Annotated in this window: 24 protein-coding genes; 21 read left to right on the top strand and 3 right to left on the bottom strand. The window is 69.5% G+C overall.

What is annotated here, in order from left to right:
• The first annotated feature begins 93 nt into the window (after nt 1-93).
• The 18 genes from rpsH to truA all read left to right on the top strand — a co-directional run bounded on the left by rpsH (nt 94) and on the right by truA (nt 11,721).
• Complete coding sequence (rpsH, locus tag EG812_RS08150; RefSeq protein WP_007073022.1) at nt 94-501, top strand: 30S ribosomal protein S8; 408 nt, start codon at nt 94-96, stop codon at nt 499-501.
• Nucleotides 502-517: 16 nt separating this feature from the next.
• Nucleotides 518-1,060, top strand: coding sequence for a 50S ribosomal protein L6 (gene rplF / locus EG812_RS08145; protein ID WP_013735942.1), 543 nt, complete (start codon nt 518-520; stop codon nt 1,058-1,060).
• A complete protein-coding gene (rplR, locus tag EG812_RS08140) occupies nt 1,057-1,446 on the top strand; it encodes a 50S ribosomal protein L18 (RefSeq protein WP_013735941.1) in 390 nt (129 codons plus the stop codon). Before rplF ends, rplR begins: the two co-directional genes overlap by 4 nt.
• A gap of 34 nt (nt 1,447-1,480) precedes the next feature.
• Nucleotides 1,481-2,095 (top strand): 30S ribosomal protein S5, encoded by a 615-nt coding sequence (gene rpsE, locus EG812_RS08135; protein WP_013735940.1) that lies wholly within the window; start codon nt 1,481-1,483, stop codon nt 2,093-2,095.
• Nucleotides 2,095-2,277, top strand: a complete 183-nt coding sequence (gene rpmD, locus EG812_RS08130) for a 50S ribosomal protein L30 (protein WP_013735939.1) — start codon at nt 2,095-2,097, stop codon at nt 2,275-2,277. Before rpsE ends, rpmD begins: the two co-directional genes overlap by 1 nt.
• Complete coding sequence (gene rplO, locus EG812_RS08125) at nt 2,277-2,720, top strand: 50S ribosomal protein L15 (protein ID WP_013735938.1); 444 nt, start codon at nt 2,277-2,279, stop codon at nt 2,718-2,720. Before rpmD ends, rplO begins: the two co-directional genes overlap by 1 nt.
• A 240-nt stretch (nt 2,721-2,960) precedes the next feature.
• On the top strand, nt 2,961-4,286 hold the full coding sequence (gene secY / locus EG812_RS08120) for a preprotein translocase subunit SecY (protein ID WP_013735937.1): 1,326 nt from the start codon (nt 2,961-2,963) through the stop codon (nt 4,284-4,286).
• Complete coding sequence (locus EG812_RS08115) at nt 4,287-4,940, top strand: adenylate kinase (protein WP_013735936.1); 654 nt, start codon at nt 4,287-4,289, stop codon at nt 4,938-4,940.
• A 93-nt stretch (nt 4,941-5,033) separates the two neighbouring features.
• Complete coding sequence (gene map / locus EG812_RS08110) at nt 5,034-5,885, top strand: type I methionyl aminopeptidase (RefSeq protein ID WP_013735935.1); 852 nt, start codon at nt 5,034-5,036, stop codon at nt 5,883-5,885.
• 93 nt (nt 5,886-5,978) lie between these two features.
• Entirely contained in the window at nt 5,979-6,659 is a 681-nt protein-coding gene (locus EG812_RS08105) for a DUF1707 SHOCT-like domain-containing protein (protein ID WP_233579424.1), read from the top strand.
• 229 nt (nt 6,660-6,888) lie between these two features.
• On the top strand, nt 6,889-7,110 hold the full coding sequence (gene infA / locus EG812_RS08100; protein WP_007073013.1) for a translation initiation factor IF-1: 222 nt from the start codon (nt 6,889-6,891) through the stop codon (nt 7,108-7,110).
• A gap of 90 nt (nt 7,111-7,200) precedes the next feature.
• On the top strand, nt 7,201-7,314 hold the full coding sequence (gene rpmJ, locus EG812_RS08095) for a 50S ribosomal protein L36 (RefSeq protein WP_012184307.1): 114 nt from the start codon (nt 7,201-7,203) through the stop codon (nt 7,312-7,314).
• Between the two features lie 272 nt (nt 7,315-7,586).
• Nucleotides 7,587-7,967 (top strand): 30S ribosomal protein S13, encoded by a 381-nt coding sequence (gene rpsM / locus EG812_RS08090; protein WP_013735933.1) that lies wholly within the window; start codon nt 7,587-7,589, stop codon nt 7,965-7,967.
• Nucleotides 7,968-8,056: 89 nt separating this feature from the next.
• Nucleotides 8,057-8,464, top strand: coding sequence for a 30S ribosomal protein S11 (rpsK, locus tag EG812_RS08085; RefSeq protein WP_007073011.1), 408 nt, complete (start codon nt 8,057-8,059; stop codon nt 8,462-8,464).
• A gap of 14 nt (nt 8,465-8,478) precedes the next feature.
• Nucleotides 8,479-9,105, top strand: coding sequence for a 30S ribosomal protein S4 (gene rpsD, locus EG812_RS08080; RefSeq protein ID WP_013735932.1), 627 nt, complete (start codon nt 8,479-8,481; stop codon nt 9,103-9,105).
• Between the two features lie 98 nt (nt 9,106-9,203).
• Nucleotides 9,204-10,226, top strand: a complete 1,023-nt coding sequence (locus tag EG812_RS08075; protein ID WP_013735931.1) for a DNA-directed RNA polymerase subunit alpha — start codon at nt 9,204-9,206, stop codon at nt 10,224-10,226.
• A 34-nt stretch (nt 10,227-10,260) separates the two neighbouring features.
• Complete coding sequence (gene rplQ, locus EG812_RS08070) at nt 10,261-10,821, top strand: 50S ribosomal protein L17 (protein WP_013735930.1); 561 nt, start codon at nt 10,261-10,263, stop codon at nt 10,819-10,821.
• Between the two features lie 69 nt (nt 10,822-10,890).
• Nucleotides 10,891-11,721, top strand: a complete 831-nt coding sequence (gene truA / locus EG812_RS08065) for a tRNA pseudouridine(38-40) synthase TruA (RefSeq protein WP_013735929.1) — start codon at nt 10,891-10,893, stop codon at nt 11,719-11,721.
• 3 nt (nt 11,722-11,724) lie between these two features.
• On the opposite strand, the gene EG812_RS08060 is transcribed toward truA, so the two are convergent.
• Nucleotides 11,725-12,810, bottom strand: a complete 1,086-nt coding sequence (locus tag EG812_RS08060) for a hypothetical protein (RefSeq protein WP_126711239.1) — start codon at nt 12,808-12,810, stop codon at nt 11,725-11,727.
• A gap of 126 nt (nt 12,811-12,936) precedes the next feature.
• Between EG812_RS08060 and EG812_RS08055 the strand changes: the two genes are divergently transcribed.
• From EG812_RS08055 to EG812_RS08045, 3 genes are all read left to right on the top strand, one after another.
• Nucleotides 12,937-13,542 carry a class I SAM-dependent methyltransferase gene (locus EG812_RS08055; RefSeq protein ID WP_126711238.1) on the top strand — a complete coding sequence of 202 codons (606 nt, stop codon included), beginning with the start codon at nt 12,937-12,939 and terminating at the stop codon, nt 13,540-13,542.
• A gap of 56 nt (nt 13,543-13,598) precedes the next feature.
• A complete protein-coding gene (locus tag EG812_RS08050; protein ID WP_126711237.1) occupies nt 13,599-15,278 on the top strand; it encodes an ABC-F family ATP-binding cassette domain-containing protein in 1,680 nt (559 codons plus the stop codon).
• Nucleotides 15,279-15,355: 77 nt separating this feature from the next.
• A complete protein-coding gene (locus tag EG812_RS08045; RefSeq protein ID WP_013735925.1) occupies nt 15,356-16,309 on the top strand; it encodes an aldo/keto reductase in 954 nt (317 codons plus the stop codon).
• A 76-nt stretch (nt 16,310-16,385) separates the two neighbouring features.
• On the opposite strand, the gene EG812_RS08040 is transcribed toward EG812_RS08045, so the two are convergent.
• Both EG812_RS08040 and EG812_RS08035 read right to left on the bottom strand, forming a co-directional pair.
• Nucleotides 16,386-16,931, bottom strand: coding sequence for a hypothetical protein (locus EG812_RS08040; protein WP_126711236.1), 546 nt, complete (start codon nt 16,929-16,931; stop codon nt 16,386-16,388).
• Between the two features lie 61 nt (nt 16,932-16,992).
• Nucleotides 16,993-22,833, bottom strand: a complete 5,841-nt coding sequence (locus EG812_RS08035; protein ID WP_126711235.1) for a ThuA domain-containing protein — start codon at nt 22,831-22,833, stop codon at nt 16,993-16,995.
• Nucleotides 22,834-23,100 lie beyond the last annotated feature (267 nt).

Below are 23,100 nucleotides of genomic sequence, written 5' to 3'. Positions count from 1 at the left end.
GGCGCGCCCCGCGCGTTAGCTGGACTGTCTCTTCGCCGTAGGCCTGCGCTGACAAAGCCGCGGGAACCCCGGCGAGAAAGGTTGACGAGTTTCATGACGATGACCGACCCGATCGCAGACATGCTCACGCGTCTGCGTAACGCCAACCAGGCGTATCACGACCGGGTGACGATGCCCTACTCGAAGATCAAGGCGAACATCGCCGAGGTCCTCAAGACCGAGGGTTACATCGCCACCTGGTCGGTCGAGGAGCCCGAAGAGGGTGCCGTCGGCAAGCGACTGGTCGTCGAGCTGAAGTACGGCCAGAACCGGGAGCGGAGCCTGGCCGGCATCAAGCGCGTCTCCAAGCCCGGTCTGCGGGTGTACGCCAAGTCGGACGGGCTCCCGCGGGTGCTCGGCGGGCTGGGCGTGGCGATCATTTCGACGTCCCAGGGGCTGCTCACCGACCGGCAGGCCCGCAAGCGGAGCGTTGGCGGGGAAGTCCTCGCCTTCGTCTGGTAACGGGAGACAGGTAGAAATGTCGCGTATTGGACGTAAGTCGATCCCGGTACCGTCCGGCGTCGACGTGACGATCGACGGCCGGACCGTCAAGGTCAAGGGCCCCAAGGGCGAGCTGTCGCACACTCTGGCCGAGCCGATCTCCATCGAGCGGGCCGAGGACGGGCAGCTGAGCGTCAACCGCCCGAACGACGAGCGCAAGGCCAAGGAACTGCACGGCCTGAGCCGTACCCTGGTCGCCAACATGATCGTCGGAGTCACCGAGGGCTACCGCAAGAGCCTGGAGATCTCCGGCACCGGTTACCGGGTCACCGCCAAGGGCAAGGACCTCGAGTTCGCGCTCGGGTTCTCGCACCCGGTGACGGTCCCCGCGCCGGACGGCATCACCTTCACGGTGGAGAAGCCGACGCTGTTCCACGTGGCCGGCATCGACAAGCAGCAGGTCGGTGAGGTCGCCGCCAACATCCGGAAGATTCGCCCGCCGGAGCCCTACAAGGGCAAGGGTGTCAAGTACCAGGGCGAGGTCATCCGACGTAAGGCCGGAAAGGCAGGTAAGAAGTGAGCGCCACGCTGCTCAAGCGCCGCCGCGGCGTCGCCGCCAAGCGTGCCGTCGGGCGTGCGCGTCGGCACTTCCGGGTCCGCAAGAGCGTCAACGGCACGCCCGAGCGTCCGCGCCTGGTCGTCACCCGTTCGCTGCGGCACATCGTCGCCCAGATCGTGGACGACACCAAGGGGCACACCCTGGCGTCGGCCTCGACCCTGGACGCCTCGGTGCGCGGCACGGAGGGCGACAAGAGCGCCCTGGCCGGCAAGGTCGGCACCCTGCTCGCCGAGCGGGCCAAGGCCGCTGGCATCTCCAAGGTCGTCTTCGACCGCGGTGGCAACCGGTACGCGGGGCGGGTAGCCGCGCTTGCCGACGCCGCCCGCGAAGCCGGGCTCGAGTTCTGACAATCCCCGTCACGAGAGAAAAGGAAGGCTGCTGATGCCAGGTCAACAGCGCCGTGGCGGCGGGTCCGGTGGCAACGAGGGTGGTCGCCGCGACAACCGCCGTGAGGGCGGCCGCGGAAACGCGCCCGCCGAGAAGACCCCGCACCTTGAGCGGGTCGTCGCGATCAACCGTGTCGCCAAGGTCGTGAAGGGTGGTCGTCGCTTCAGCTTCACCGCCCTGGTGATCGTGGGCGACGGCGACGGCACCGTGGGCGTGGGCTACGGAAAGGCCAAGGAGGTGCCCGCGGCGATCGCCAAGGGTGTCGAGGAGGCCAAGAAGCACTTCTTCAAGGTGCCGCGGATCGGCTCCTCGATCCCGCACCCGGTGCAGGGCGAGGCCGCTGCCGGTGTGGTGCTGCTCAAGCCGGCCTCGGCCGGTACGGGTGTCATCGCCGGTGGCCCGGTGCGTGCCGTGCTGGAGTGCGCGGGCATCCACGACGTGCTCTCCAAGAGCCTCGGGTCGTCGAACCCGATCAACATCGTGCACGCCACCGTGGCTGCGCTGAAGGGGCTCGAGTCCCCGGAGGCGGTTGCCGCGCGTCGTGGCCTGCCGGTGGAGGATGTTGCGCCGGCCGCCATGCTGGCGTCCCGGGCGGGGGTGGCTTCCTGATGGCACGTCTCAAGGTCACCCAGGTCCGGTCCGGGATCGGGACCAAGCACAACCAGCGTGAGTCGCTGCGTTCGCTCGGTCTCAAGCGGATCAACGACGTGGTGGTCAAGGAGGACCGGCCCGAGATTCGCGGCATGATCTTCACGGTGAGCCACCTCGTGAAGGTCGAGGAGGTCGAGTAATGACGATCAAGGTCCACCACCTGCGCCCGGCGCCGGGGGCCAAGACCGCGAAGACCCGTGTGGGTCGTGGTGAAGGCTCCAAGGGCAAGACCGCCGGTCGCGGTACCAAGGGTTCCAAGGCCCGCAAGAACATCTCGGCGGCGTTCGAGGGTGGGCAGATGCCCATCCACATGCGACTGCCGAAGCTGAAGGGCTTCAAGAACAAGTTCAAGGTGGTCTTCCAGGTGGTAAACCTGGACCGCCTGGCTGAGCTGTTCCCGAACGGCGGTCAGGTCGGCCCGGCCGAGCTGGTCGAGGCCGGCGCGGTCCGCAAGGGCCAGCCGATCAAGGTTCTCGGTTCCGGGGATCTGGGCGGTGTCTCGCTCCAAATCTCGGCGCACGCCTTCAGTGCGTCGGCCAAGGAGAAGATCGCCGCCGCCGGTGGCTCGGTCACAGAGCTGTAAGCTGCACAAACGCTTGGCGCCCGCCAGTTGATTCCAGCTGGCGGGCGCCATGCTCTCAACTCGGGCGTGTGCGCCCGGTAACATCGGATTCGGTTTATGTAGCCGGGCACATCTGCCCGGACCGGGATCGGGCTGTTAGAGTCCCTTCCCAGCATGGAGAATCGGGCACCCTGCCCGACACCACCACCACCCCGATCCGCCTGGGATGCCCGGCGGCCCGCCTCGCGCAGGAGGAAGAAGTTGCTGTCCGCCTTTCTCAGTGCGTTCCGTACGCCTGACCTGCGCAAGAAGCTGCTGTTCACAGTAGGCATCATCGCGATCTACCGGCTTGGCGCCACTCTGCCCAGCCCAGGTGTCTCGTACGGCAACGTGCAGAAGTGCCTCGACACGATCGAGGGCTCCACCGGTGTGCTGAACCTGCTCGACCTCTTCTCGGGCGGCGCACTGCTTCAGCTGTCGGTCTTCGCGCTGGGCATCATGCCCTACATCACCGCGTCGATCATCCTTCAGCTGCTGACGGTGGTGATCCCCCGGCTGGAGCAGCTCCGCAAGGAGGGCCAGGCCGGCCAGGCGAAGATCACCCAGTACACCCGCTACCTGACCCTCGGCCTCGGTGTCCTCCAGGCCTCGGCGTTCGTGGCGCTGGCCCGCTCCGGCCAGCTGTTCAACAACCAGTGCGACGAGTTCCCGATCATCCCGCAGGGCACCGGCATCCCGGACTGGCTGACGCTGTCCATCCTGGTGATGACGATGACCGCGGGTACCGGCGTGGTCATGTGGCTCGGTGAGCTGATCACCGATCGCGGCGTCGGCAACGGCATGTCCGTCCTGATCTTCACCTCGATCGCCGCCCGGCTCCCCAGCGAGGGCTGGCGGATCAAGGAGAGCCAGGGCTGGTTCAAGTTCTTCCTCGTCATCGCTCTGGTGCTGGTGGTCATCACCGCGGTCACCTTCATCGAGCAGGCCCAGCGCCGCATCCCGGTGCAGTACGCCAAGCGCATGATCGGCCGGCGGATGTACGGCGGCACCTCGACCTACATCCCGCTGAAGGTCAACCAGGCGGGTGTCATCCCGGTCATCTTCGGTTCGTCGCTGCTCTACCTGCCGCAGCTGGCGCTCCAGTTCTTCGACCAGAACGACCCGGGCAAGACCCAGGCGTGGATCCAGAACAACCTGGTCGACCCGACCAGCCCGATCTACATCTCGGTCTACTTCCTGCTGATCATCTTCTTCACCTACTTCTACGTCTCGATCACGTTCAACCCGACCGAGGTCGCGGACAACATGAAGAAGTACGGCGGCTTCGTGCCGGGCATCCGCCCCGGCAAGCCCACCGCCGACTACCTGGACTTCATCCTCAGCCGCATCACCCTGCCGGGGGCGCTGTACCTCGCGATCATCTCGATCCTGCCGAACTTCTTCTTCATCTGGCTGGACCGGCAGCAGTACCTCAACTTCCCGTTCGGTGGTACCGCTGTGCTGATCATGGTTGGTGTTGCTCTCGAGACCAGCAAGCAGATCGAGAGCCAACTGATGCAGCGGAACTACGAAGGGTTCCTGCGGTAGATGAGACTGGTTCTGGTTGGCCCGCCGGGTGCGGGCAAGGGCACACAGGCAGAGTTCATCGCCGCGCACCTGTCCGTTCCGAAGATCTCGACCGGGGACATCTTCCGGGCCAACGTTTCGCAGGGCACGCCGTTGGGCGTCGAGGCCAAGCGGTACATGGACGCCGGCAAGCTGGTCCCGGACGAGGTCACCATCAACATGGTCCGGGACCGGCTCGCCGAGCCGGACACCGCCGAGGGCTTCCTGCTCGACGGCTTCCCGCGGACCACCCCGCAGGCCGCGGCCCTGGACAAGCTCCTGGCCGACCTGGGCACCGCCCTGGACATCGTGCTGGAGCTGGTGGTCGACGACGACGAGGTGATCCGGCGGCTGTCCGGCCGGCGCACCTGCCGGGGTTGCGGCAAGATCTGGCACGTCGAGTTCGACGCGACCAGCCGGGAAGGCATCTGCGACAGGTGCGGTGCCGAGCTGTTCCAGCGTGACGACGACAAGCCGGAGACCATCGCGGCACGGCTGCGGGAGTACGCGGACAAGACCGCGCCGTTGGTGGACTACTACGGCGCTCAGGGCAAGCTGGTCGGCATAGACGCCACGGGCCCGGTGGAGGACGTCACGGTCCGCGCGATCGACGCCCTGCGCTCCTACGGGAGCTGACCGCCGTCGGCTGACCGACGCCCGGATAGAGTGCGAACAGCGGGGTACGCTCGGCGTGCCCCGCTGTTCGTGGCAACGAAAGGTAGCGCCTCCATGCGTCGTCCCCAGCTGGACATCCAGCTGAAAACCCCCGAGCAGATCGAGAAGATGCGAGCCGCCGGCCTGGTGGTCGCGGAGGCGCTTCGCAGGATGCGGGAGGCGGTCGCGCCCGGGGTGACCACGGCCGATCTGGACGCGATCGCCGAGTCGACGATCCGCGAGGCGGGCGCCGTTCCGTCCTTCAAGGGCTACCACGGGTTTCCGGCGTCGATCTGCTCGTCGGTGAACGAGCAGATCGTGCACGCCATCCCGTCGCCGGAGCAGGCGTTGGCCGAGGGAGACCTGATCTCGATCGACTGCGGTGCGGTGCTCGACGGCTGGCACGGCGACGCGGCGATCACCGTCGGCGTGGGCGAGGTCGATCCGGCGCTGCTGCGGATGGCGACGGTTGCCGAGGACGCCATGTGGGCCGGCATCGCCGCCGCCGCCCGTGGTGCCGCCAGCGGCAAGGGCCGGCTGACCGACATCTCGCACGCCGTGGAGAACGCGGTACGCAAGGGGGGCCGGTACGGCATCGTCGACGGTTACGGCGGGCACGGTATCGGCACCGAGATGCACCAGGACCCGCACGTGCTCAACCACGGCCGGCCGGGCAAGGGGCCCCGACTGGTGCCGGGCATGGCGCTGGCCATCGAGCCGATGATCACCATGGGTTCCCCGCGTACCGTCGAGTTGGCTGACGGATGGACGGTCGTCACCCGGGACGGCTCGTGGGCCGCACACGTCGAACACACCATGGCGCTGCTGCCCGACGGTGTCTGGGTGCTGACCGCCCCCGATGGTGGTCGTGGCCGCCTCGGTGACCTGGTCACCGCCCGCCAGCCGAGCAACGCGCCGTCCGCCTGACCCGCGCCCGATCGGGCATCGACCGACCCATCCGATCGAGGGTCGGGTGGTGCCGGGTAGGCGGACTGGCGGGCCGGTGGCATGCTTGCCGGCATGGATGGGCGTGACGGGATGCGAGCGGCGGACGCCGACCGTCAGGCCATCGCGGGGAGGCTGCGGGTCGCGCTCGACGAGGGCCGGCTGAACCTGCACGAGTACGACGAGCGACTCCAGCGGGCGTACACCGCTCGCACCTACGCCGACCTGGACGACCTGGTGCGTGATCTGCCGGCGGCGGGTGCGGTGGCACCGATGCCGGGTGCGGTGCCTGCGCAGCGGGCGGCCGCCGGTGCGGTACCGGTGTCGGACGGCGCCGGCGACCGGACGGTGACCGCGCGCTGGCTGGTCGAGGTCTGGGAACCGTGGCTGAAGACGGTGGGGATCGTGGTGGCGATCTGGGCGGTGACCTCGTTCGCAGCCCGCGACCTGCTCTACTTCTGGCCCGCCTGGGTGGCCGCGCCGTGGGGTGCGATCCTGCTGGTCCAGACCGTCACCGGGTTGGTCGGCGGCGAGCCCCGGCGGTGGGCGGCGGACCGGGAGCGCCGTCGGCAGCGGCGGGCCGAGAAGCGGGCGGTCAAGCGGGGCCACAAGGCCGTCCGGCACCAGCTGCACGGCAGTCAGCGATCGGCGGGCGGAACCGATGCCCTGACCGAGGCGCCAGGGCCGCAGCGTGACCTGGGTCACCAGGCGACCGAACCGGGCTCGGTGCCGCAGCAGCCGGAGGGGAATGCCTGAAAGGCACGTTTCTCGTGTCGGTCCCGGCGTATTGGCCGGTCGGTTTGGCGACGGCGTGCATGCGGGCGTACACTTTCTGATCGGCGCACAGCGTCCACTCCGCCATGCCCACCAAGCGCTTCGGTGGGACGCGGAGCCGCGGCTGGCGCGGGTCAACTGATCATGATCAGCACCCGTGTAAGGCGTTGTGAGCCGGTCCGGAGTAACCGACGTCAGGACAGCGGAGGACATGCCGAAAAAAGACGGAGCCATCGAGATCGAAGGTCGGGTCATCGAGCCCCTGCCGAACGCCATGTTCAGGGTGGAGCTCGCCAACGGCCACAAGGTGCTGGCTCACATCAGCGGCAAGATGCGGCAGCACTACATCCGCATCCTGCCGGAGGATCGGGTCGTCGTGGAACTCTCGCCGTACGACCTGACCCGCGGGCGCATCGTCTACCGCTACAAGTAGTCCTGACGACGGCCGGAAACGTCCCGTGTCCGTCTTCGACGTCCGGCGTCGCGCCTCGTGGTGCCGGGCCAGATGGGAAGTAAGGCAACCGTGAAGGTCAAGCCGAGCGTCAAGAGGATCTGCAACAAGTGCCGGGTGATCCGCCGGCACGGCCGGGTCATGGTCATCTGCACCGACCCGCGCCACAAGCAGCGCCAGGGCTGATTTCGTCACGACCGACCGGCAGTTGACGGTCGGTCGAGGGCGTGCTCCCGGGCCGCAGATCCAGCCAGCACATCACACATGCTCGTCCCAGCCGCGAGCGGTGCGCAGCGCGTACTCAATCGTGGTTGACCCCCGGTCGGAGGCCGGGGCCCGCTTGGGCAGCGACCGAACCCGGTCGCCGGCGTATCACACGCCGGAGGAGACAGGTCGGTCGGTAGCGGGGTGGGACGGGTCCACACCTCCGCGAGACAACACAAGGAGTACGCCCACAGATGGCACGTCTAGTCGGCGTCGACCTCCCCCGCGAGAAGCGGCTGGAGATCGCGCTCACCTACATCTTCGGCGTGGGTCGCACCCGCGCCCTGGAGACGCTCGCTGCCACCGGCATCTCGCCGGACAAGCGTGCCCGGGACCTCACGGACGAGGAGCTGGTCCAGCTCCGTGACCACATCGAGGCCAACTACAAGGTTGAAGGCGACCTGCGCCGCGAGGTCGCCGCTGACATCCGCCGCAAGGTCGAGATCGGCTGCTACGAGGGCATCCGGCACCGCCGGGGTCTGCCCGTCCGTGGTCAGCGGACCCGTACCAACGCCCGCACCCGCAAGGGCCCGAAGCGGACGGTCGCCGGCAAGAAGAAGCCCGGCAAGAAGTAATTCTCTTTCACCGGAGTGCGGGTCCGGGTCTGCGCAGGTAGGCCAGGCCGCAACCCGTGCCGGGAAGTCAACTAGGAGCGCACAGACTTATGCCACCGAAGGCTCGTGCCGGGGCCGCTGTAAAGAAGGTCCGGCGCAAGGAACGCAAGAACGTCGCCCACGGGCAGGCGCATATCAAGAGCACCTTCAACAACACCATCGTGTCCATCACGGACCCGACCGGTGCCGTCATCTCCTGGGCCTCCGCGGGCCAGGTCGGCTTCAAGGGTTCGCGCAAGTCGACCCCGTTCGCCGCCCAGCTGGCCGCCGAGGCCGCTGCGCGTCGGGCCATGGAGCACGGCATGCGCAAGGTCGACGTGTTCGTCAAGGGCCCCGGCTCCGGCCGGGAGACCGCCATCCGTTCGCTGCAGGCGGTGGGCCTGGAGGTCGGTCAGATCTCCGACGTCACCCCGCAGCCGCACAACGGATGCCGTCCGCCGAAGCGTCGTCGGGTCTGAGAGGTTAGAGAGAGATGGCTCGTTACACCGGTGCTGACTGCCGCCGTTGCCGGCGGGAGAAGATGAAGCTGTTCCTCAAGGGCAGCAAGTGCGATGGTCCGAAGTGCCCGTTCGAGTCCCGGCCGTTCCCGCCCGGGCAGCACGGCCGCGGCCGCACCAAGGAGACGGAGTACCTGCTCCAGCTCCGTGAGAAGCAGAAGGCTCGCCGGGTCTACGGCGTGCTGGAGAAGCAGTTCCGCGGTTACTACGAGGAGGCCGTGGCCAAGCAGGCCAAGACCGGTGAGGTCCTCCTGCAGATCCTCGAGTCGCGGCTGGACAACGTGGTCTACCGGGCTGGCTACGCCAAGTCCCGGGACATGGCCCGTCAGCTGGTCAAGCACGGTCACTTCACGGTGAACGGCAAGAAGGTCGACATCCCGTCGTACCGCGTCAGTGCACACGACATCATCGAGGTTCGGGCGAAGAGCAAGGAGCTCACCCCGTTCATCGTGGCTCAGGCCGAGGCCGGTTCGAAGACCGTGCCGGCGTGGCTGGAGGCCATCCCGAGCCAGATGAAGGTTCTGGTGCACTCGCTCCCGGCCCGCCAGGTGATCGACACCCAGGTCCAGGAGCAGCTGATCGTCGAGCTCTACTCCAAGTAAGGGCTCGTTGCGGTGGTCCGCCCGGCGACGGGCGGGCCACCGGAACAGTTTGTGTCGTGGGCGTCATATGGCGGGCGCCCCGGAAGAGAAGAGAAGACATGCTCATCAGCCAGCGACCGACCCTCTCCGAGGAGTCGATCAACGAGACCCGGTCCCGGTTCACCATCGAGCCGCTGGAGCCGGGCTTCGGCTACACCCTGGGCAACTCGCTGCGGCGTACGCTGCTGTCGTCCATCCCGGGTGCGGCGGTCACCTCGATCAAGATCGACGGTGTGCTGCACGAGTTCACCACGATCCCCGGGGTCAAGGAGGACGTGGTCGAGCTCGTCATGAACATCAAGGAGCTCTGCGTCAGCTCCGAGCACGACGAGCCGGTCAGCATGTACCTGCGCAAGCAGGGCCCGGGCGACGTGACCGCCGGTGACATCCAGCCCCCGGCCGGTGTCTCGGTGCACAACCCGGACCTGAAGCTCGCCACCCTCAACGGCAAGGGCCGGCTCGACATGGAGCTGACCGTCGAGCGGGGTCGTGGCTACGTCACGGCGGCGCAGAACAAGCAGGCGGGCGCGGAGATCGGCCGGATCCCGGTCGACTCGATCTACTCGCCGGTGCTCAAGGTGACGTACCGCGTCGAGGCGACCCGTGTCGAGCAGCGGACCGACTTCGACCGGCTGATCATCGACGTCGAGACCAAGCCGTCGATGGGCCCGCGTACCGCGCTGGCCTCGGCCGGCTCGACGCTGGTGGAGCTGTTCGGGCTGGCCCGGGAGCTGGACGAGACGGCGGAGGGCATCGACATCGGCCCGTCGCCGCAGGACGCGCAGCTGGCGGCGGACCTGGCCCTGCCGATCGAGGAGCTGGACCTCACCGTCCGCTCCTACAACTGCCTCAAGCGCGAGGGCATCAACTCCGTTGGTGAGCTCATCGGGCGTACCGAGGCCGACCTTCTCGACATCCGCAACTTCGGCCAGAAGTCGATCGACGAGGTCAAGATGAAGCTCGCCGGGATGGGTCTGGGGCTGAAGGACTCGGCTCCGAACTTCGACCCGGCGCACGTCGTGGACGCCTTCGGCGAGGCGGACTACGACACCGACGACTACCGCGAGACCGAGCAGCTCTAGTCCGCGCTGCCGCCACACCTGAGGAGCACCAAGCATGCCCACGCCCACCAAGGGCCCCCGCCTCGGCGGCAGCCCCGCGCACGAGCGGCTGATGCTGGCCAACCTGGCCACCGCGCTGTTCCAGCACGGCAAGATCCAGACCACCGAGACGAAGGCCCGACGGCTCCGTCCGCTGGCCGAGCAGCTCATCACCAAGGCCAAGCGCGGCGACCTCGCCTCGCGCCGCCGGGTGCTGGGCGTCGTCAAGGACAAGGACGTGGTCTACGCCCTGTTCGACCAGATCGCGCCCCGGTACACCAACCGCAACGGTGGCTACACCCGGATCGTGAAGACCGGTCCGCGCAAGGGTGACGCCGCTCCGATGGCGATCATCGAGCTGGTCGAGGAGCTGCAGGTCACCGAGCCGACGGCGAACCGCAAGACCGCCGCCCGCAAGGCCGCCCAGCAGGACAAGGTCGAGGCGCTCGCCCCGGCCGAGGAGGCCCCGGCCGCGCGTTCGGCCGACCAGGACTCCGAGGCGCCGGTGTCGGCGTCCGGTGACACCGCCGCCGCCCGCGAGGACAGCGACCTGGCCACCGAAGAAGGCAAGGCCTGATCCAGGCCGTCGTCGGGCCCGGCATCCCCACGGGGTGCCGGGCCCGAGTCGTCTTGAGGGAGGTACGACGTGGACGAGCGGGTCCGGCTACGGCTGGATGTCGCGTACGACGGCACGGACTTCTCCGGCTGGGCCGCCCAGCCGGATCGGCGTACGGTCGCCGGGGTCCTGGTGCAGACGCTGGATCTGGTGCTCGGCGCCGGGACCGCGACCGGGTTGACGGTGGCTGGCCGTACCGACGCGGGGGTGCACGCCTCCGGGCAGGTCTGCCACCTCGACCTGCCCGTCGAGGTCTGGCGCGAGCACGAGGGTCGGCTGCTGCGTCGGCTTGCCCGGCTGCTGCCGGGTGACGTGCGGGTACGGGCGATGACCGAGGTGCCGGCCACCTTCGACGCCCGCTTCTCCGCCACCTTCCGGCGGTACGAGTACCGGGTCACCGACGCCCCATGGGGTGCCGAGCCGCTGCGTCGACACGAGGTGCTGGCCTGGCCGCGCCCGCTTGACACCGATCGGCTCGCCGCCGCCTCCGCCGGGCTGGTGGGGGAGCACGACTTCGCCGCGTACTGCCGGCGCAAGGAGAACGCCACCACGTTGCGGGAGGTGACCCGGCTGGACTGGCGGCGTGACCCGGACGGGATCCTGGTCGCCACCGTGCAGGCCGACGCGTTCTGCCAGGCGATGGTGCGCAGCCTGGTCGGCGCGATGCTGGTCGCCGGGGACGGCCGCCGACCGGTGGAGTGGCCGGCCGGCCTGCTGACGCGGCGGGAACGGTCCAGCGAGGTGACCGTGGCACCCGCGCACGGGTTGACCCTGGTGGCGGTGGGCTACCCGGACGATCCGGCCGAGTACGCGCGCCGTGCCGAGGCGACCCGACGGTTGCGGGTCCCGGCCGACGCCTGAGGCTCAGTCCTCGTCGGACCCGTCCTGACGCCCGGTGCTGTCGGTGGGCTCGGGCGAGGGCTGGTTGGCGACACCGCCGTTGGCCCGCCGCTCCAGCACGTCCCGGTTGAGGTGCAGTTCGAGCATGTCGAAGAGGATCTCGCGGACGACCGTGTCGCCGGAGCGGATGGTCGCGCCGTCGGCGCGGGAGACCACCGCGTACGCGACGTAGTGGCCGCGTACCTGCCAGCCGACGCGGGCGGGGGCGCTGGCGATGGCGTCGGTGCCGTCGCCGGCGGGCATGCCGCGGAAGCGGCCCTCCCGCTCGTCGAGCACCTGGCGGATCCGGTCGCGGGCCCGTTCGGCGCTGGACCGGTCGGTCAGGTTGAACAGTCCGGTGGTGACCAGGTGTTCCTGGTCGGGGGCGCGCAGGGTGGCCCGGACGACCTGGTTGCAGCCGAGCCGGACGAGCAGGTCCGCGACCTCGCCGGTGGCCGCCACCGGGCAGCTCGCGCTCGACTGGGTGCGCAGCACCTCGTACCCGTTCTGGCTGTCGCCGATCGCCAGGGTGCTGCTGGGGAAGACTTCCCGGGCGGTCAGCGGTGCCTGGTCGGTGTCGCGGGAGTCGAGGTCGCTCGCCTGGGTCGGATCCGTGCCCGGGGTGTTGTCCGGTGTGGTGTTCGGGGCCGCCTGCTGGTTGATCAGCTGCCGGCCGTCGAGCAGCGCGGCACCGGCCAGGCCGCAGAGGGCGAGCAGCACCAGCGCGGCGGCGCCACCGATCAGCACCTGCCAGGTGCGGCCACCGCCGCGACGTGGCGGTGGCGCGGTGGTGGACTCCTGCGGCGGGGGTACGGCGGCGGGCAGGTCGTACTGCGCCGTCGCAGCGGCCTCGTAGTGCGGCACCGCGTCCTGTACCGGTGGCGAGGCTGCCGTCGACGTCCCCGTCGAGGGCAGCACCAGCTGGTTGGGCCGGGGCAACGACGGCGCGGGGAAACGCGACGGCGAAGGGCCGGCGGGCACCGCACCGGCTGCGGGCGGTGGCTGCCCCTCGGAGTCGTCGTCCCGGTACGGGACGACGGCGTCCTCATCGGAGTCGTACCGATATACCATGCCGTCCAGAGTAGGGACTTTTATCCCTTTAGTAGGTTTTTTTGGGAAAAACGAACGGCGGGTCGTGTCGCCGGCAGGGGACTCCGTCCCGTCGGGCGGGGCGAGGCCGGTGCGAGAATGACAGGCGTGACCGGGGACCATTACTTCACCACCGCACCGAGCGCATCCGCCCAGCCGCGCGAGGTGCAGTTCGCCGTCGCCGGCCGCGACTTCACCCTGACCTCGGCGTCCGGGGTGTTCTCGGCGACCCGCCTCGATCCGGGTACCGCCGTGCTGCTGCGCAAGGCCGACCTGCCACCGGCCACGACCGAGGGCGCCCTGCTCGACCTCGGCTGCGGCTTCGGTCCGATCAGCTGTGTGCTCGCGACCGTCGCACCGACGGTGACGGTGTGGGCGGTGGACGTCAACGAGCGGGCCCGGGAACTCACCGCCGCCAACGCCGACCGCCTCGGTCTCGCCGACCGGCTGCGGGTGGCCGCACCCGAGGAGGTGCCCGCCGACCTGACCTTCGCCCAGATCTGGTCCAACCCGCCCATCCGGCCCGGCAAGGACGAGCTGCACGCGCTGCTGTTGCGCTGGCTGCCCCGGTTGACCCCGGACGGGGTGGCCTGGCTGGTGGTGGGTCGCCACCTCGGCGGTGACTCGCTGCACCGCTGGCTGGTCGAGCAGGGCTGGCAGGTGCAGCGGCACGCCAGCCAGAAGGGCTTCCGGGTGCTTCGCGTCACGCGGTGAGCCGCCGACGCCGGTAATCGGTTGGCTCCTCCGTCGGGCTCCGGGAGGATGCCCGCGTGGGATACGTGGACGTGGCAGCGGTCGGATACGTCCTGCCGGACGGGCGGGAACTCTTCGCCGACGTGTCGTTCCGGGTCGGTGAGGGTGCCAAGGTGGCACTGGTCGGGCCGAACGGTGCCGGCAAGACGACGTTGCTGCGGATGGTCGCCGGGGACCTGCCGGTGCGTACCGGCACCATCGCGCGTACCGGTGGGCTGGGCGTGATGCGCCAGTTCATCGGCATGATCGGGGACGAGTCGACGCTTGCCGACCTGGCGTTGTCGCTCGCCCCGCCACCGCTGCGCGAAGCCGGTCGCCGACTCGCCGAGACCGAGGCGGCCATGCGCGCGGCCGAGCTGCGCGGCAAGTACAGCAGCGCCGCCGGCAAGGCCCAACTGGCGTACGCGGACGCGCTGGCCGCCTGGGGCGAGACCGGCGGGTACGACGCCGAGGTCCTCTTCGACACTGTCGCCACCATCGTGCTCGACCTGCCCTGGGACACCGCCCGGCAGCGACCCGTGCGTACCCTCTCCGGCGGTCAGCAGAAGCGCTTCGCGCTGGAGTTGCTGCTGCGCGGCACCGACGAGGTGCTGCTGCTCGACGAGCCGGACAACTTCCTCGACGTGCCCGGCAAACGGTGGCTGGAGGCGCGGCTGCGCGAATCCGGCAAGTCGGTCCTCTACGTCTCGCACGACCGGGAGCTGCTGGCGCACACCGCCGACCGGGTGGTCGCCGTGGAGGGCGGCGGCGCCTGGGTGCATCCGGGTGGCTTCGCGAGCTGGCACGAGGCTCGGGTGGCCCGGCACGCCCGCCTCGATGAGCAGCGCCGCCGTTGGGACGAGGAGCACCAGAAGCTGCGTGAGCTGATGCTGATGTACAAGCAGAAGGCCGCGTACAACGACGGGTTGGCCTCGCGCTACCAGGCCGCACAGACCCGGTTGCGCAAGTTCGAGGAGGCCGGGCCGCCGCCCGTACCGCCGAAGGACCAGGACATCCGGATGCGCCTGACCGGCGGACGGACCGGCAAACGCGCGTTGGTCTGCGAGCAGTTGGAGCTCGACGGCCTGACCTACCCGTTCGACCTGGAGGTCTGGTACGGCGACCGGGTCGCGGTGCTCGGTGCCAACGGCACCGGCAAGTCGCACTTCCTGCGGCTGCTGGCACGCGGCGGCACGGACCCCGATCCGGCCAACCCGCCGGTCGACGGCGCGGCGGCGCTCGCACCGGTGGCGCACGGCGGTGTCGCGCGGCTCGGCGCCCGGGTCCGTCCCGGGCACTTCTCGCAGACCCACGACCGACCCGAGCTGATGGCGAAGACCCTTGTCGAGATCCTCTGGCGGGGTGACGAGCACCGGGACGGCATGGACCGGCACGCGGCGATGGCGGCGCTCAGCCGGTATGAACTCGCCGGTCAGGGCGACCAGCGCTTCGGCACCCTCTCCGGTGGGCAGCAGGCCCGTTTCCTGGTGCTGCTGCTGGAGCTGTCCGGGGCGACCCTGCTGCTGCTCGACGAGCCCACCGACAACCTCGACCTGGCCTCCGCCGAGGCGCTGGAGGCCGGCCTGGCCGCCTTCGCCGGCACGGTGCTCGCGGTGACCCACGACCGCTGGTTCACCCGCACCTTCGACAGGTTCCTGCTGTTCCGGGGCGACGGCGAGGTGGTCGAGACCGACGAACCGGTGTGGGACGTCGGTTGACGGTGGCCGCCCGGGTCACCGTCCGGTGAGGCCGCCCGGCCGCCGAGCCTGCGGCATATGGTGATCTCGTGAGTGAGATGACCTATCGCCGGTTGGGCGACTCCGGGCTCGTGGTGTCCGCTGTGGGGATCGGCTGCAACAACTTCGGCCGCAAACTCGACCTCGACGGCACCCGTGCGGTGGTCGACGCGGCTCTCGACGTCGGAATCAACTTCTTCGACACCGCCGACATCTACGGCGAGCCGCACGGCGCGTCGGAGGCGCAACTCGGTGCCGCCCTCAAGGGCCGCCGCGACGACGTGGTGCTGGCGTCCAAGTTCGGCATGTCGATGAGTGGTGCCAACGGGCGGGACTTCGGCGTACGCGGCTCACGGCGGTACGTGATGCGGGCGGTGGAGGCGTCGTTGCGCCGACTGGACACCGACCACATCGACCTGTACCAGTTCCACGAGCCCGACCCGGGCACCCCGATCGACGAGACCCTCGCCGCCCTGGACGACCTGGTCCGCGACGGCAAGGTGCGCTACCTGGGCAACTCCAACTTCGCCGGCTGGCAGATCGCCGACGCCGACTGGACGGCCAAGACCCGGGGGCTGACCCGCTTCATCAGCGCCCAGAACAACTACAGCCTGCTCAACCGGGACGCCGAGATCGAGGTGCTGCCCGCCTGCGAACGCTTCGGGCTCGGCATGCTGCCGTTCTTCCCGCTGGCCAACGGGCTGCTCACCGGCAAGTACAAGCGGGGCGAGGCACCGCCGGCCGGTAGCCGGCTGGCCGGCGGCGGCCGGTACGCCCAGCGGCTCGCCGCCGCCGACTGGGACACCATCGAGGCCATCGAGGCGTACGCGGCCGAGCGCGGCGTATCCATGTTGCATGTGGCCATCGGCGGGCTGGCCGCCCAACCGTCGGTGGCCTCGGTCATCGCCGGAGCGACCACGCCCGAGCAGGTACGCGCCAACGCGGCGGCCGGGTCCTGGCAGCCCACCGACGCCGACCTCAAGGCGCTGCGCGAGGTGCTCGACCGCCGTTAGCGGCCTGCGGAACGGCCCGGGATGCGAAACGGCCCGGCGCGCGTGGTGCGTGCCGGGCCGTTCTGGTTGACGCTGGTTACGGTCGGCGGCGCCGCCGTCCGAGCAGCGGTGCGGTCAACGCCACCACGATGAGCGTGGCGACACCGAGCCCGACCGCCCACCACCAGCCGGGTGCCGCGCCGTCGCCGACCCGGTCGGCCCGCGCCGGGTCGGCGTCCCGGTTCTCGGAGACGGGCACCACCGGCGGCGGCTGCGCCACCCGTGCCTGCACCGTCGCCGATGTCGTGCCGGAGTAGGGCGCGGCCGGCTTCACCCGCACCTTCCACTCGCCGGGGGAGAGGATCGGGCCGGTGGTGTAGAAGCCCTGTCCCTCGGCGGCCGGTTCCAGCTGCACCGGGCCGACCGTGCGGCCCTCCGAGCCGGTGGCGGTGAGCACCAACCGGACCATCTTGTCCAGGTAGTGACCGTCGGCGTAGGTGGCCTGGATGGTCACCCCGTCGGCACCGTCACCGGCCACCGTCAGCTTGAGCTTGTTGTTGTGCGCCGCCGCCGGGTTCGCGGCGATGACCGCCAGGAGCAGAGCGGCGATCATGGCGGTGGCCACCGTCCGGATCCGGGTCACGGTGCCTCCTCACTACGTTGAGCGGGGCCCCGCCCGGACATCGCCGGGCGGGGCCCACTGATCACAGGCGACGGCCGGGTGCGAGCCGGGTGGGATCACCACCGAGGCGTCCAGCGCCCTTGACGGACTTGCCGTCGTTGGCCTTGACGCCCGCCGTGCTGGCCGTGCCGCCGAGCCGGACGATCATCGCGTCGGCGTCCCGGATCAGCACCTCCCGGATCTCCGCCTCGGCGACCAGCTTGGCGTCGGCGGCAAGGTCACGGAACTTGATCAGCTCCTTGATGGCCTTGTCGTCCTTGCCCTTGGCCTCCTCCTTGCGGACCTTCTCGAGCTGCTTCGACAACTGGTCGTACGCCTTGTTGGACAGGCGTCCGGTCGCCTTGAACCGGTCCAGCAGGTTCTGCATGTCCCGGAACGAGGTGGTGACGAAGAACCGGACCGACGCGGTGGTGGCGTTACCCGCCTTGTCGGTCGCGGTCACGGTCAGCTCGTGCAGACCCAACGGCAGCTCGTACATCGCCTGCAGCGTGCCGCTGGCGTACGGCCGGCCGTTGAGGGTGCCGACCACGGTGGCGATGCCGGAGGTCGGGTCGACCGCCTGCCAGGACACGCGTACGTCCTGGCTGTCACCGTAGAGCTGGCCGTCGGCGATGCCGGAGACCAGCAGGGTCGGCTTGGTGCCGTCGATGCGTACCACCGCGGACTTCAACGTCTCGGCGTTGCCGACCTTGTCGGTGGCCCGGTACAGCAGCTCGTGGGTGCCGTCGCCGCTGATCTCCACCGGCTCGGTGTACGGCGTCCAGGCGCCACCGTCGAGCGACCACTCCAGCAGCTGCATCCCGGAACCGGCGTCGGTCGAGGTGAGCACCACCGGGATGGTGCCGTTGTGCCAGCCCTCGTCGTTCGCCGGAGCGAACGACGCGGTGCTGACCGGCGCGGTGGTGTCGATCCGGACGGTGACCGTCTTCGTCTCCTCCACGTTGCCGGCCTCGTCGACGGAGCGGAACCGCAGCTCGTGCTCGCCGTCCCCGGTCACCTGCACCGGGTCGGTGTAGGCGGTCCACTCGGTGGCCTCGCCGAGCTGGTACTCGGTGCGGGCCACCCCGCTGCCGCCCTCGGAATCGGTGGCGGAGAGCGTGACGGTCACCGGACCGGTGTGCCAGCCCTCGACCGGCGTACCGGACACCTCGGCGGTGGTCACCGGAGCCACGGTGTCGCTCGGCACCTCATCCGCGGAGAACCGGAAGTAGTCGAACGACGCCACCTTCGAGGCGGTCTGGTTGCCGCTGAGGGTGAACACACCCACCTTCGGGGTCGCCCCCACGGCCGCGTTGACCAGTTCGGTCAACGCCGTCCAGGTGGTCCCGTCCGCCGAGTACGACGCGGTGAAGGTGTCACCGGCACGGGACACCCGCAGGTACCACTCGGACGAGGTCAGGTTCTCCGCACCCGGCTGCGGGTTCTGGATCACCCCGTCGATCTCGCTGCGGAACTCGATCCGCCGCGTCACCGGCTGACCGGCCTGGTTGTCCACGACGAAGTCGAACTTGAGGTAGTTGTCGTCGTCGCCGTACACGATCAGACCCGCCTGCTGGTACTGCTCGTCCAGCAGACTGCCGTCGATCCTGGTCTCCATCGTCCAGTCGCCGGTCGGGGCGTTCTGCATGATGAAGTTCGTCGGATCGGTGTTGTTGGTGCCGTAGATGTCACCGTTGGGCACGTCGACGTAGAGCTTCCCGCCGCTGACCCGGTAGGCGCTCGGGTCCTCCCGCAGGATCGCGTTCCACCGGCACTTGTCCAGCGAGATGCCGTCGAACTCGTCGGACGGGTCGACCGGCCCGGCCGGGGAGTCCGGCGTCACCTGGAACCAGTCGAACACGGCCTCCACGACGGGGGCGTCGGTGCCACCGTTGAGGGCGAACAGGCCGATCCGCGGGTTCTCGATGCCGGCCAGCGCGGCGGACCGCCCGACCGGACTGAAGGTCTGCCCGTCGGCCGACATCTCCGCGGTCAGGTTGGTGCCGTCGCTGCTGATCCGCAGGTAGACGGTGTCACCGTCCGGCGCGGCGACGTTGTCGGCACTGTCGTTGCGCGGCGTGCCGGCAGTCTCCCGGAGGAACTCCACCCGCCGGCTGCCGTTGAAGAGCAGGTCGACCTTGGCGTAGTTGTCGTCGTCGCCGTAGACGAGCAGACCGGCCTGCTGGTAGGTCGCCGTCACCGGGACAGTGACCTTCGTGGTCGCCTGCCAGGCACCCGACGGTGCCGGCTGGAGCACCAGGTTGGTGGCGTCGTTGCGGCTGCCGTAGAGGTCACCGACCCCGGTGGGCAGGCGCAGCGCGCCGTCGGAGACGGACAGCAACTGGTTCTCCCGGACCACGCTGGTCCACCGGTCGCGGTTGAGCGTGTCGCCGGTGAAGTCGTCCGAACGCGCCCCGAGGCAGGAGGTGTTCGGCGATTCGATCCGGACCGGCACGGTCGCGTACGACCGGGCACCCCGGCTGTCGGTCACCGTCAGGGTGGCGGTGAAGTTGCCGGGCGCGGCGTAGGTGTGCTCGGCGTTGAGCGTGTCGGCCGTACCACCGTCACCGAAGTCCCACTCGTACGTCAGCGGGGTGTCGCCCTCGGGGTCGGTGGCCGTACCGCTGAACGCGACGGTGAGCGGCGCGGTGCCGCTGGTCGGCGTGGCGTTGGCGGTGACGACCGGCGGGGCGTTGTCGGTGACACCCTTGCCGAGGAAGTCGATCCAGTTGACGTTGAACAGGCTCGCCGAGCCGCCGGCCGGATCGCGGGCGACGAAGAACAGCTTGCCGTTCGAGTCGGCGTCGGCGGGCACCTCGGCCGTGACGTCGGTGTACGACTGCCAGTCCCCGGTCCCCGGTACGACGACCGAGGTGACAAGCGGACCGTCGGCCGCACCGGCGCGGACCTCAAGCCGGCCGCCGGTGGTGGCCGAGGCCACCCGGAAGCGGATCGACTCGATGCCGGTCAGGCTGGCCGGCTCGACCGACCACCAGTCGCCGTCCTCGATGAAGCCGATGTTGTCACCACCGCCCGCGGTGTCCCCGGTGGCCTCCTTGCCCACCCCCGGGTCGCCGCCGCCGGTGCTACCCGCCAGCCGGCCGGTGTTGGAGTAGTACTCGGCCTGCTTGCGCTTGGGCTGGAGGATCTCCAGCGCCCGGCCGGTCAGCGGGCTGGCCCCACCGGCGCCACCCTTGTCGGTGTAGGTCGCCTCCAGCACGGTGAAGACGTTCGCCTCGGCGCCGTGTCCGGCGGCGAGCTGGGTCTGCACCACGCCCTCGCAGCCGGTGTGCTGCTCCAGCGGGTGGGCGTGCTCGTCGTGACCGAGCAGGACCTGAAGTTCCACGTCGGCGCAGTCGATCTCGCCGTCCTCCGGGTCGGTCACCTTGATGGTGTACTTGACCTGGTCACCCCAGTCGAAGAAGCCGCCGTCCGGCGGGAACTCGATGGTGACCGTCGGTACGGTGTTGCCGACCGTGACCGGCACGTTCGCCACCGCGGTGCGCCCCTTGGGGTTGGTCACGGTGAGCTGGGCGTTGTAGTTGCCCGCCGAGGCGTACGTGTGGGTGGGGTTGGCCTCGTCGGAGCTGTTGCCGTCACCGAACGTCCAGGCGTAGGTGAGCGCGCCACCGTCCGGGTCACGCGAGCCGGCGCTGGAGAAGGTGACGGTCAGCGGAGCCGGCCCGGAGGTCGGGTCGGCGTTGGCCACCGCGACCGGGGCCCGGTCACCGGCGATGTAGTCGATCCGGTAGACCCCGGAGTTGTCGTTGTTGCCGCCGAAGCCGCTGCCCCACTCGATCATGTAGAGCGCGCCGTCGGGGCCGAACTCGAAGTCCATCGGACGGATGAAGCTCATCCCGTCCAGCAGGCGGTTGATGTCCACCAGGGACTTGCCGTCCGCGGTGACCTGCATGGTGTACATCCGCGACTGGTTCCACTCACCGAACATGGCCTTGCCGTCGAAGTACGCCGGCCACTTGCGGTCGGAGTTCAGGTCGGCGTCGTACCGGTAGACCGGGCCGCCCATCGGCGCGCCGCCGCCACCGATCTCGGGGAACAGCGGGTTGGGCGCGTAGCCGTAGTCGACGGTGGCCGAGACGGCCGGCGGCAGGTTGGTCAGGCCGGTGTTGTTGGGCGAGTCGTTTACCAGGTTCGCGCAGTCGAACTTGGCACCACTCGGCCCGGACGGGAACTGGTAGTCGTTGTACGCCTTGTTCGCGCCGTGGCAGTACGGCCAGCCGAAGTTGCCCGGCCGGTCGATGATGTTCCACTCGACCAGACCCTCCGGGCCCCGGTTCGGGTTGGCGGAGTTGGCGTCCGGCCCGTAGTCGGCCACGTAGAGCACGTTCGTGGCGAGGTCGATGCCGATCCGGAACGGGTTACGGAAGCCCATCGCGTAGATCTCGGGACGGGTCTTCTCGGTGCCGGGCGGGAAGAGGTTGCCCTCCGGGATGGTGTACGTCCCGTCGTCCTCCGGGTGGATCCGGATCACCTTGCCGCGCAGGTCGTTGGTGTTGCCGGAGCTGCGCTGCGCGTCGTAGTCGGCGCGGCCGGGCCGCTCGTCGATCGGCGTGTACGCGTCGGACGAGAACGGGTTGGTGTTGTCCCCGGTGGCCAGGTAGAGGTTGCCGTCCGAGTCGAAGACCATCGTCCCGCCCGCGTGGCAGCAGGTGTTGCGCTGCGTGTCGACCCGCAGGACCTGCTTCTCGCTGGCCGGGTCGATCGAGTCGCCGGTGACGGTGAACCGGGACAGCAGGTTGCGCGCGATCCCGTCGTTCGGGGCGTAGTAGAGATACACCCAGTTGTTGGTGGCGAAGTTCGGGTCGAGCCGGATGCCGATCAGGCCGTCCTCGTTGCCGGTGAAGACGTCGAGGTCGATGGCGGTGACGGTGTTACCGGTGTCCGGCTTGATGATCTGGACCCGGCCGTCACGCTCGATGTAGAAGACCCGGCCGTCGGGCGCGATGTCCAGCTCCATCGGGTTGCTGGTGTTGCTGTCCAGCGTGACCTTCTCGAAGCTCGACGTCAGCGAGGCGCGGCAGTCGGCGTTGCTGACCCCGGCCGCGGTCCGGATGCCGCCGAGCAGATGCTGGAGGAACTCCGGCTCGGCGTACGACTCGCGGGTGTGGCCGCCGCCGGTGTACCAGGTCCGGCCGCCGTCGTAGTCCCGGCACCAGGCGATCGGGTGGTCGTGACCCATCGCGCCCGCGCCGGGGGAGTAGCTGCGCTCGTCGAGCGTGGCCAGCACGTGCACCTTGCCGCGCGGGTTGGTCCGGAAGTTGTACCACTCGTCGTAGCGGGACCAGCGCTCCGGCAGGTGGGCGGTGGACTCGTGGGCCGGGTCCTCCACCTTGACGGTGGCCGTCTGGTTGGCCGGGTGGTTGGCGAAGTACGCGCCCACCAGCTCGCCGTACCAGGGCCAGTTGTACTCGGTGTCGGAGGCGGCGTGGATGCCGGCGTAGCCACCGCCGGCCTGGATGTAGCGTTCGAACGCCTCCTGCTGCTCGGCGTTGAGCACGTCGCCGGTGGTGGAGAGCCAGATCACCGCCTCGTAGCGGGCCAGGTTCTCATCGGTGAACGCGGCACCGTCCTCGGTGGTGTCGACGGTGAACCCGTTGGTGGCACCGAGTTGCTGGATCGCGGCGATGCCGGTCGGGATCGAGTCGTGCCGGAAGCCTGCGGTCTTGGAGAAGACCAGGACCGAGAAGTCCTCGGCTGCGGCGTTCGCGGCGGGCGCGGCCTGGTTGACGGGTGCGCTCTGCGCGACGGCCTTGGTGCTCGGCGCGGCCTGTGCGGCGGGGACGCCGACGAGGCCGGTCGCGGCGAGGCCGAGGGTGAGAAGTGTGGCGGTGATGGGTACGCGGGCACGGGGTGGTCGGGACACTCCGGTCTCCTCTGTCCTTGCTGGACGGGGTCGCGGGGGCCGGTTCGCCGAAGACCGTCCCAGGTGGAGCCGGACCGGACACCTCGCCGGTGGTGTCCGTTCCAGCATTATGTCGATTCGCTGAACAAATTAGCCCCGCTGAAACGGTTTATGGCAACACTTCGATGGATAACGTTTCGGTAACTGCGCGTGACATTCCTGGTCAGGTCGCTTCAAACGCCGTATCTCCGACACAGAGCGGCCGGCCCGTACCTCCGTGGAGGTACG

It is taken from the genome of Verrucosispora sp. FIM060022 (genome assembly GCF_003977705.1).
GTDB classification, from domain to species: domain Bacteria; phylum Actinomycetota; class Actinomycetes; order Mycobacteriales; family Micromonosporaceae; genus Micromonospora; species Micromonospora gifhornensis.
The sequence above is the reverse complement of the archived record's forward strand: the minus strand, read 5'-3'. Positions and strand labels throughout refer to the sequence as shown.

Excerpts from the sequence above, each read along its gene's own strand:
- rpsH (WP_007073022.1), top strand. The coding sequence starts at position 94 with ATGACGATGACCGACCCGATCGCAGACATGCTCACGCGTCTGCGTAAC.
- rplF (WP_013735942.1), top strand. The coding sequence starts at position 518 with ATGTCGCGTATTGGACGTAAGTCGATCCCGGTACCGTCCGGCGTCGAC.
- rpsE (WP_013735940.1), top strand. The coding sequence starts at position 1,481 with ATGCCAGGTCAACAGCGCCGTGGCGGCGGGTCCGGTGGCAACGAGGGT.
- rpmD (WP_013735939.1), top strand. The coding sequence starts at position 2,095 with ATGGCACGTCTCAAGGTCACCCAGGTCCGGTCCGGGATCGGGACCAAG.
- rplO (WP_013735938.1), top strand. The coding sequence starts at position 2,277 with ATGACGATCAAGGTCCACCACCTGCGCCCGGCGCCGGGGGCCAAGACC.
- EG812_RS08115 (WP_013735936.1), top strand. The coding sequence starts at position 4,287 with ATGAGACTGGTTCTGGTTGGCCCGCCGGGTGCGGGCAAGGGCACACAG.
- map (WP_013735935.1), top strand. The coding sequence starts at position 5,034 with ATGCGTCGTCCCCAGCTGGACATCCAGCTGAAAACCCCCGAGCAGATC.
- EG812_RS08105 (WP_233579424.1), top strand. The coding sequence starts at position 5,979 with ATGGATGGGCGTGACGGGATGCGAGCGGCGGACGCCGACCGTCAGGCC.
- infA (WP_007073013.1), top strand. The coding sequence starts at position 6,889 with ATGCCGAAAAAAGACGGAGCCATCGAGATCGAAGGTCGGGTCATCGAG.
- rpsM (WP_013735933.1), top strand. The coding sequence starts at position 7,587 with ATGGCACGTCTAGTCGGCGTCGACCTCCCCCGCGAGAAGCGGCTGGAG.
- rpsK (WP_007073011.1), top strand. The coding sequence starts at position 8,057 with ATGCCACCGAAGGCTCGTGCCGGGGCCGCTGTAAAGAAGGTCCGGCGC.
- rpsD (WP_013735932.1), top strand. The coding sequence starts at position 8,479 with ATGGCTCGTTACACCGGTGCTGACTGCCGCCGTTGCCGGCGGGAGAAG.
- EG812_RS08075 (WP_013735931.1), top strand. The coding sequence starts at position 9,204 with ATGCTCATCAGCCAGCGACCGACCCTCTCCGAGGAGTCGATCAACGAG.
- rplQ (WP_013735930.1), top strand. The coding sequence starts at position 10,261 with ATGCCCACGCCCACCAAGGGCCCCCGCCTCGGCGGCAGCCCCGCGCAC.
- EG812_RS08060 (WP_126711239.1), bottom strand. The coding sequence starts at position 12,810 with ATGGTATATCGGTACGACTCCGATGAGGACGCCGTCGTCCCGTACCGG.
- EG812_RS08045 (WP_013735925.1), top strand. The coding sequence starts at position 15,356 with ATGACCTATCGCCGGTTGGGCGACTCCGGGCTCGTGGTGTCCGCTGTG.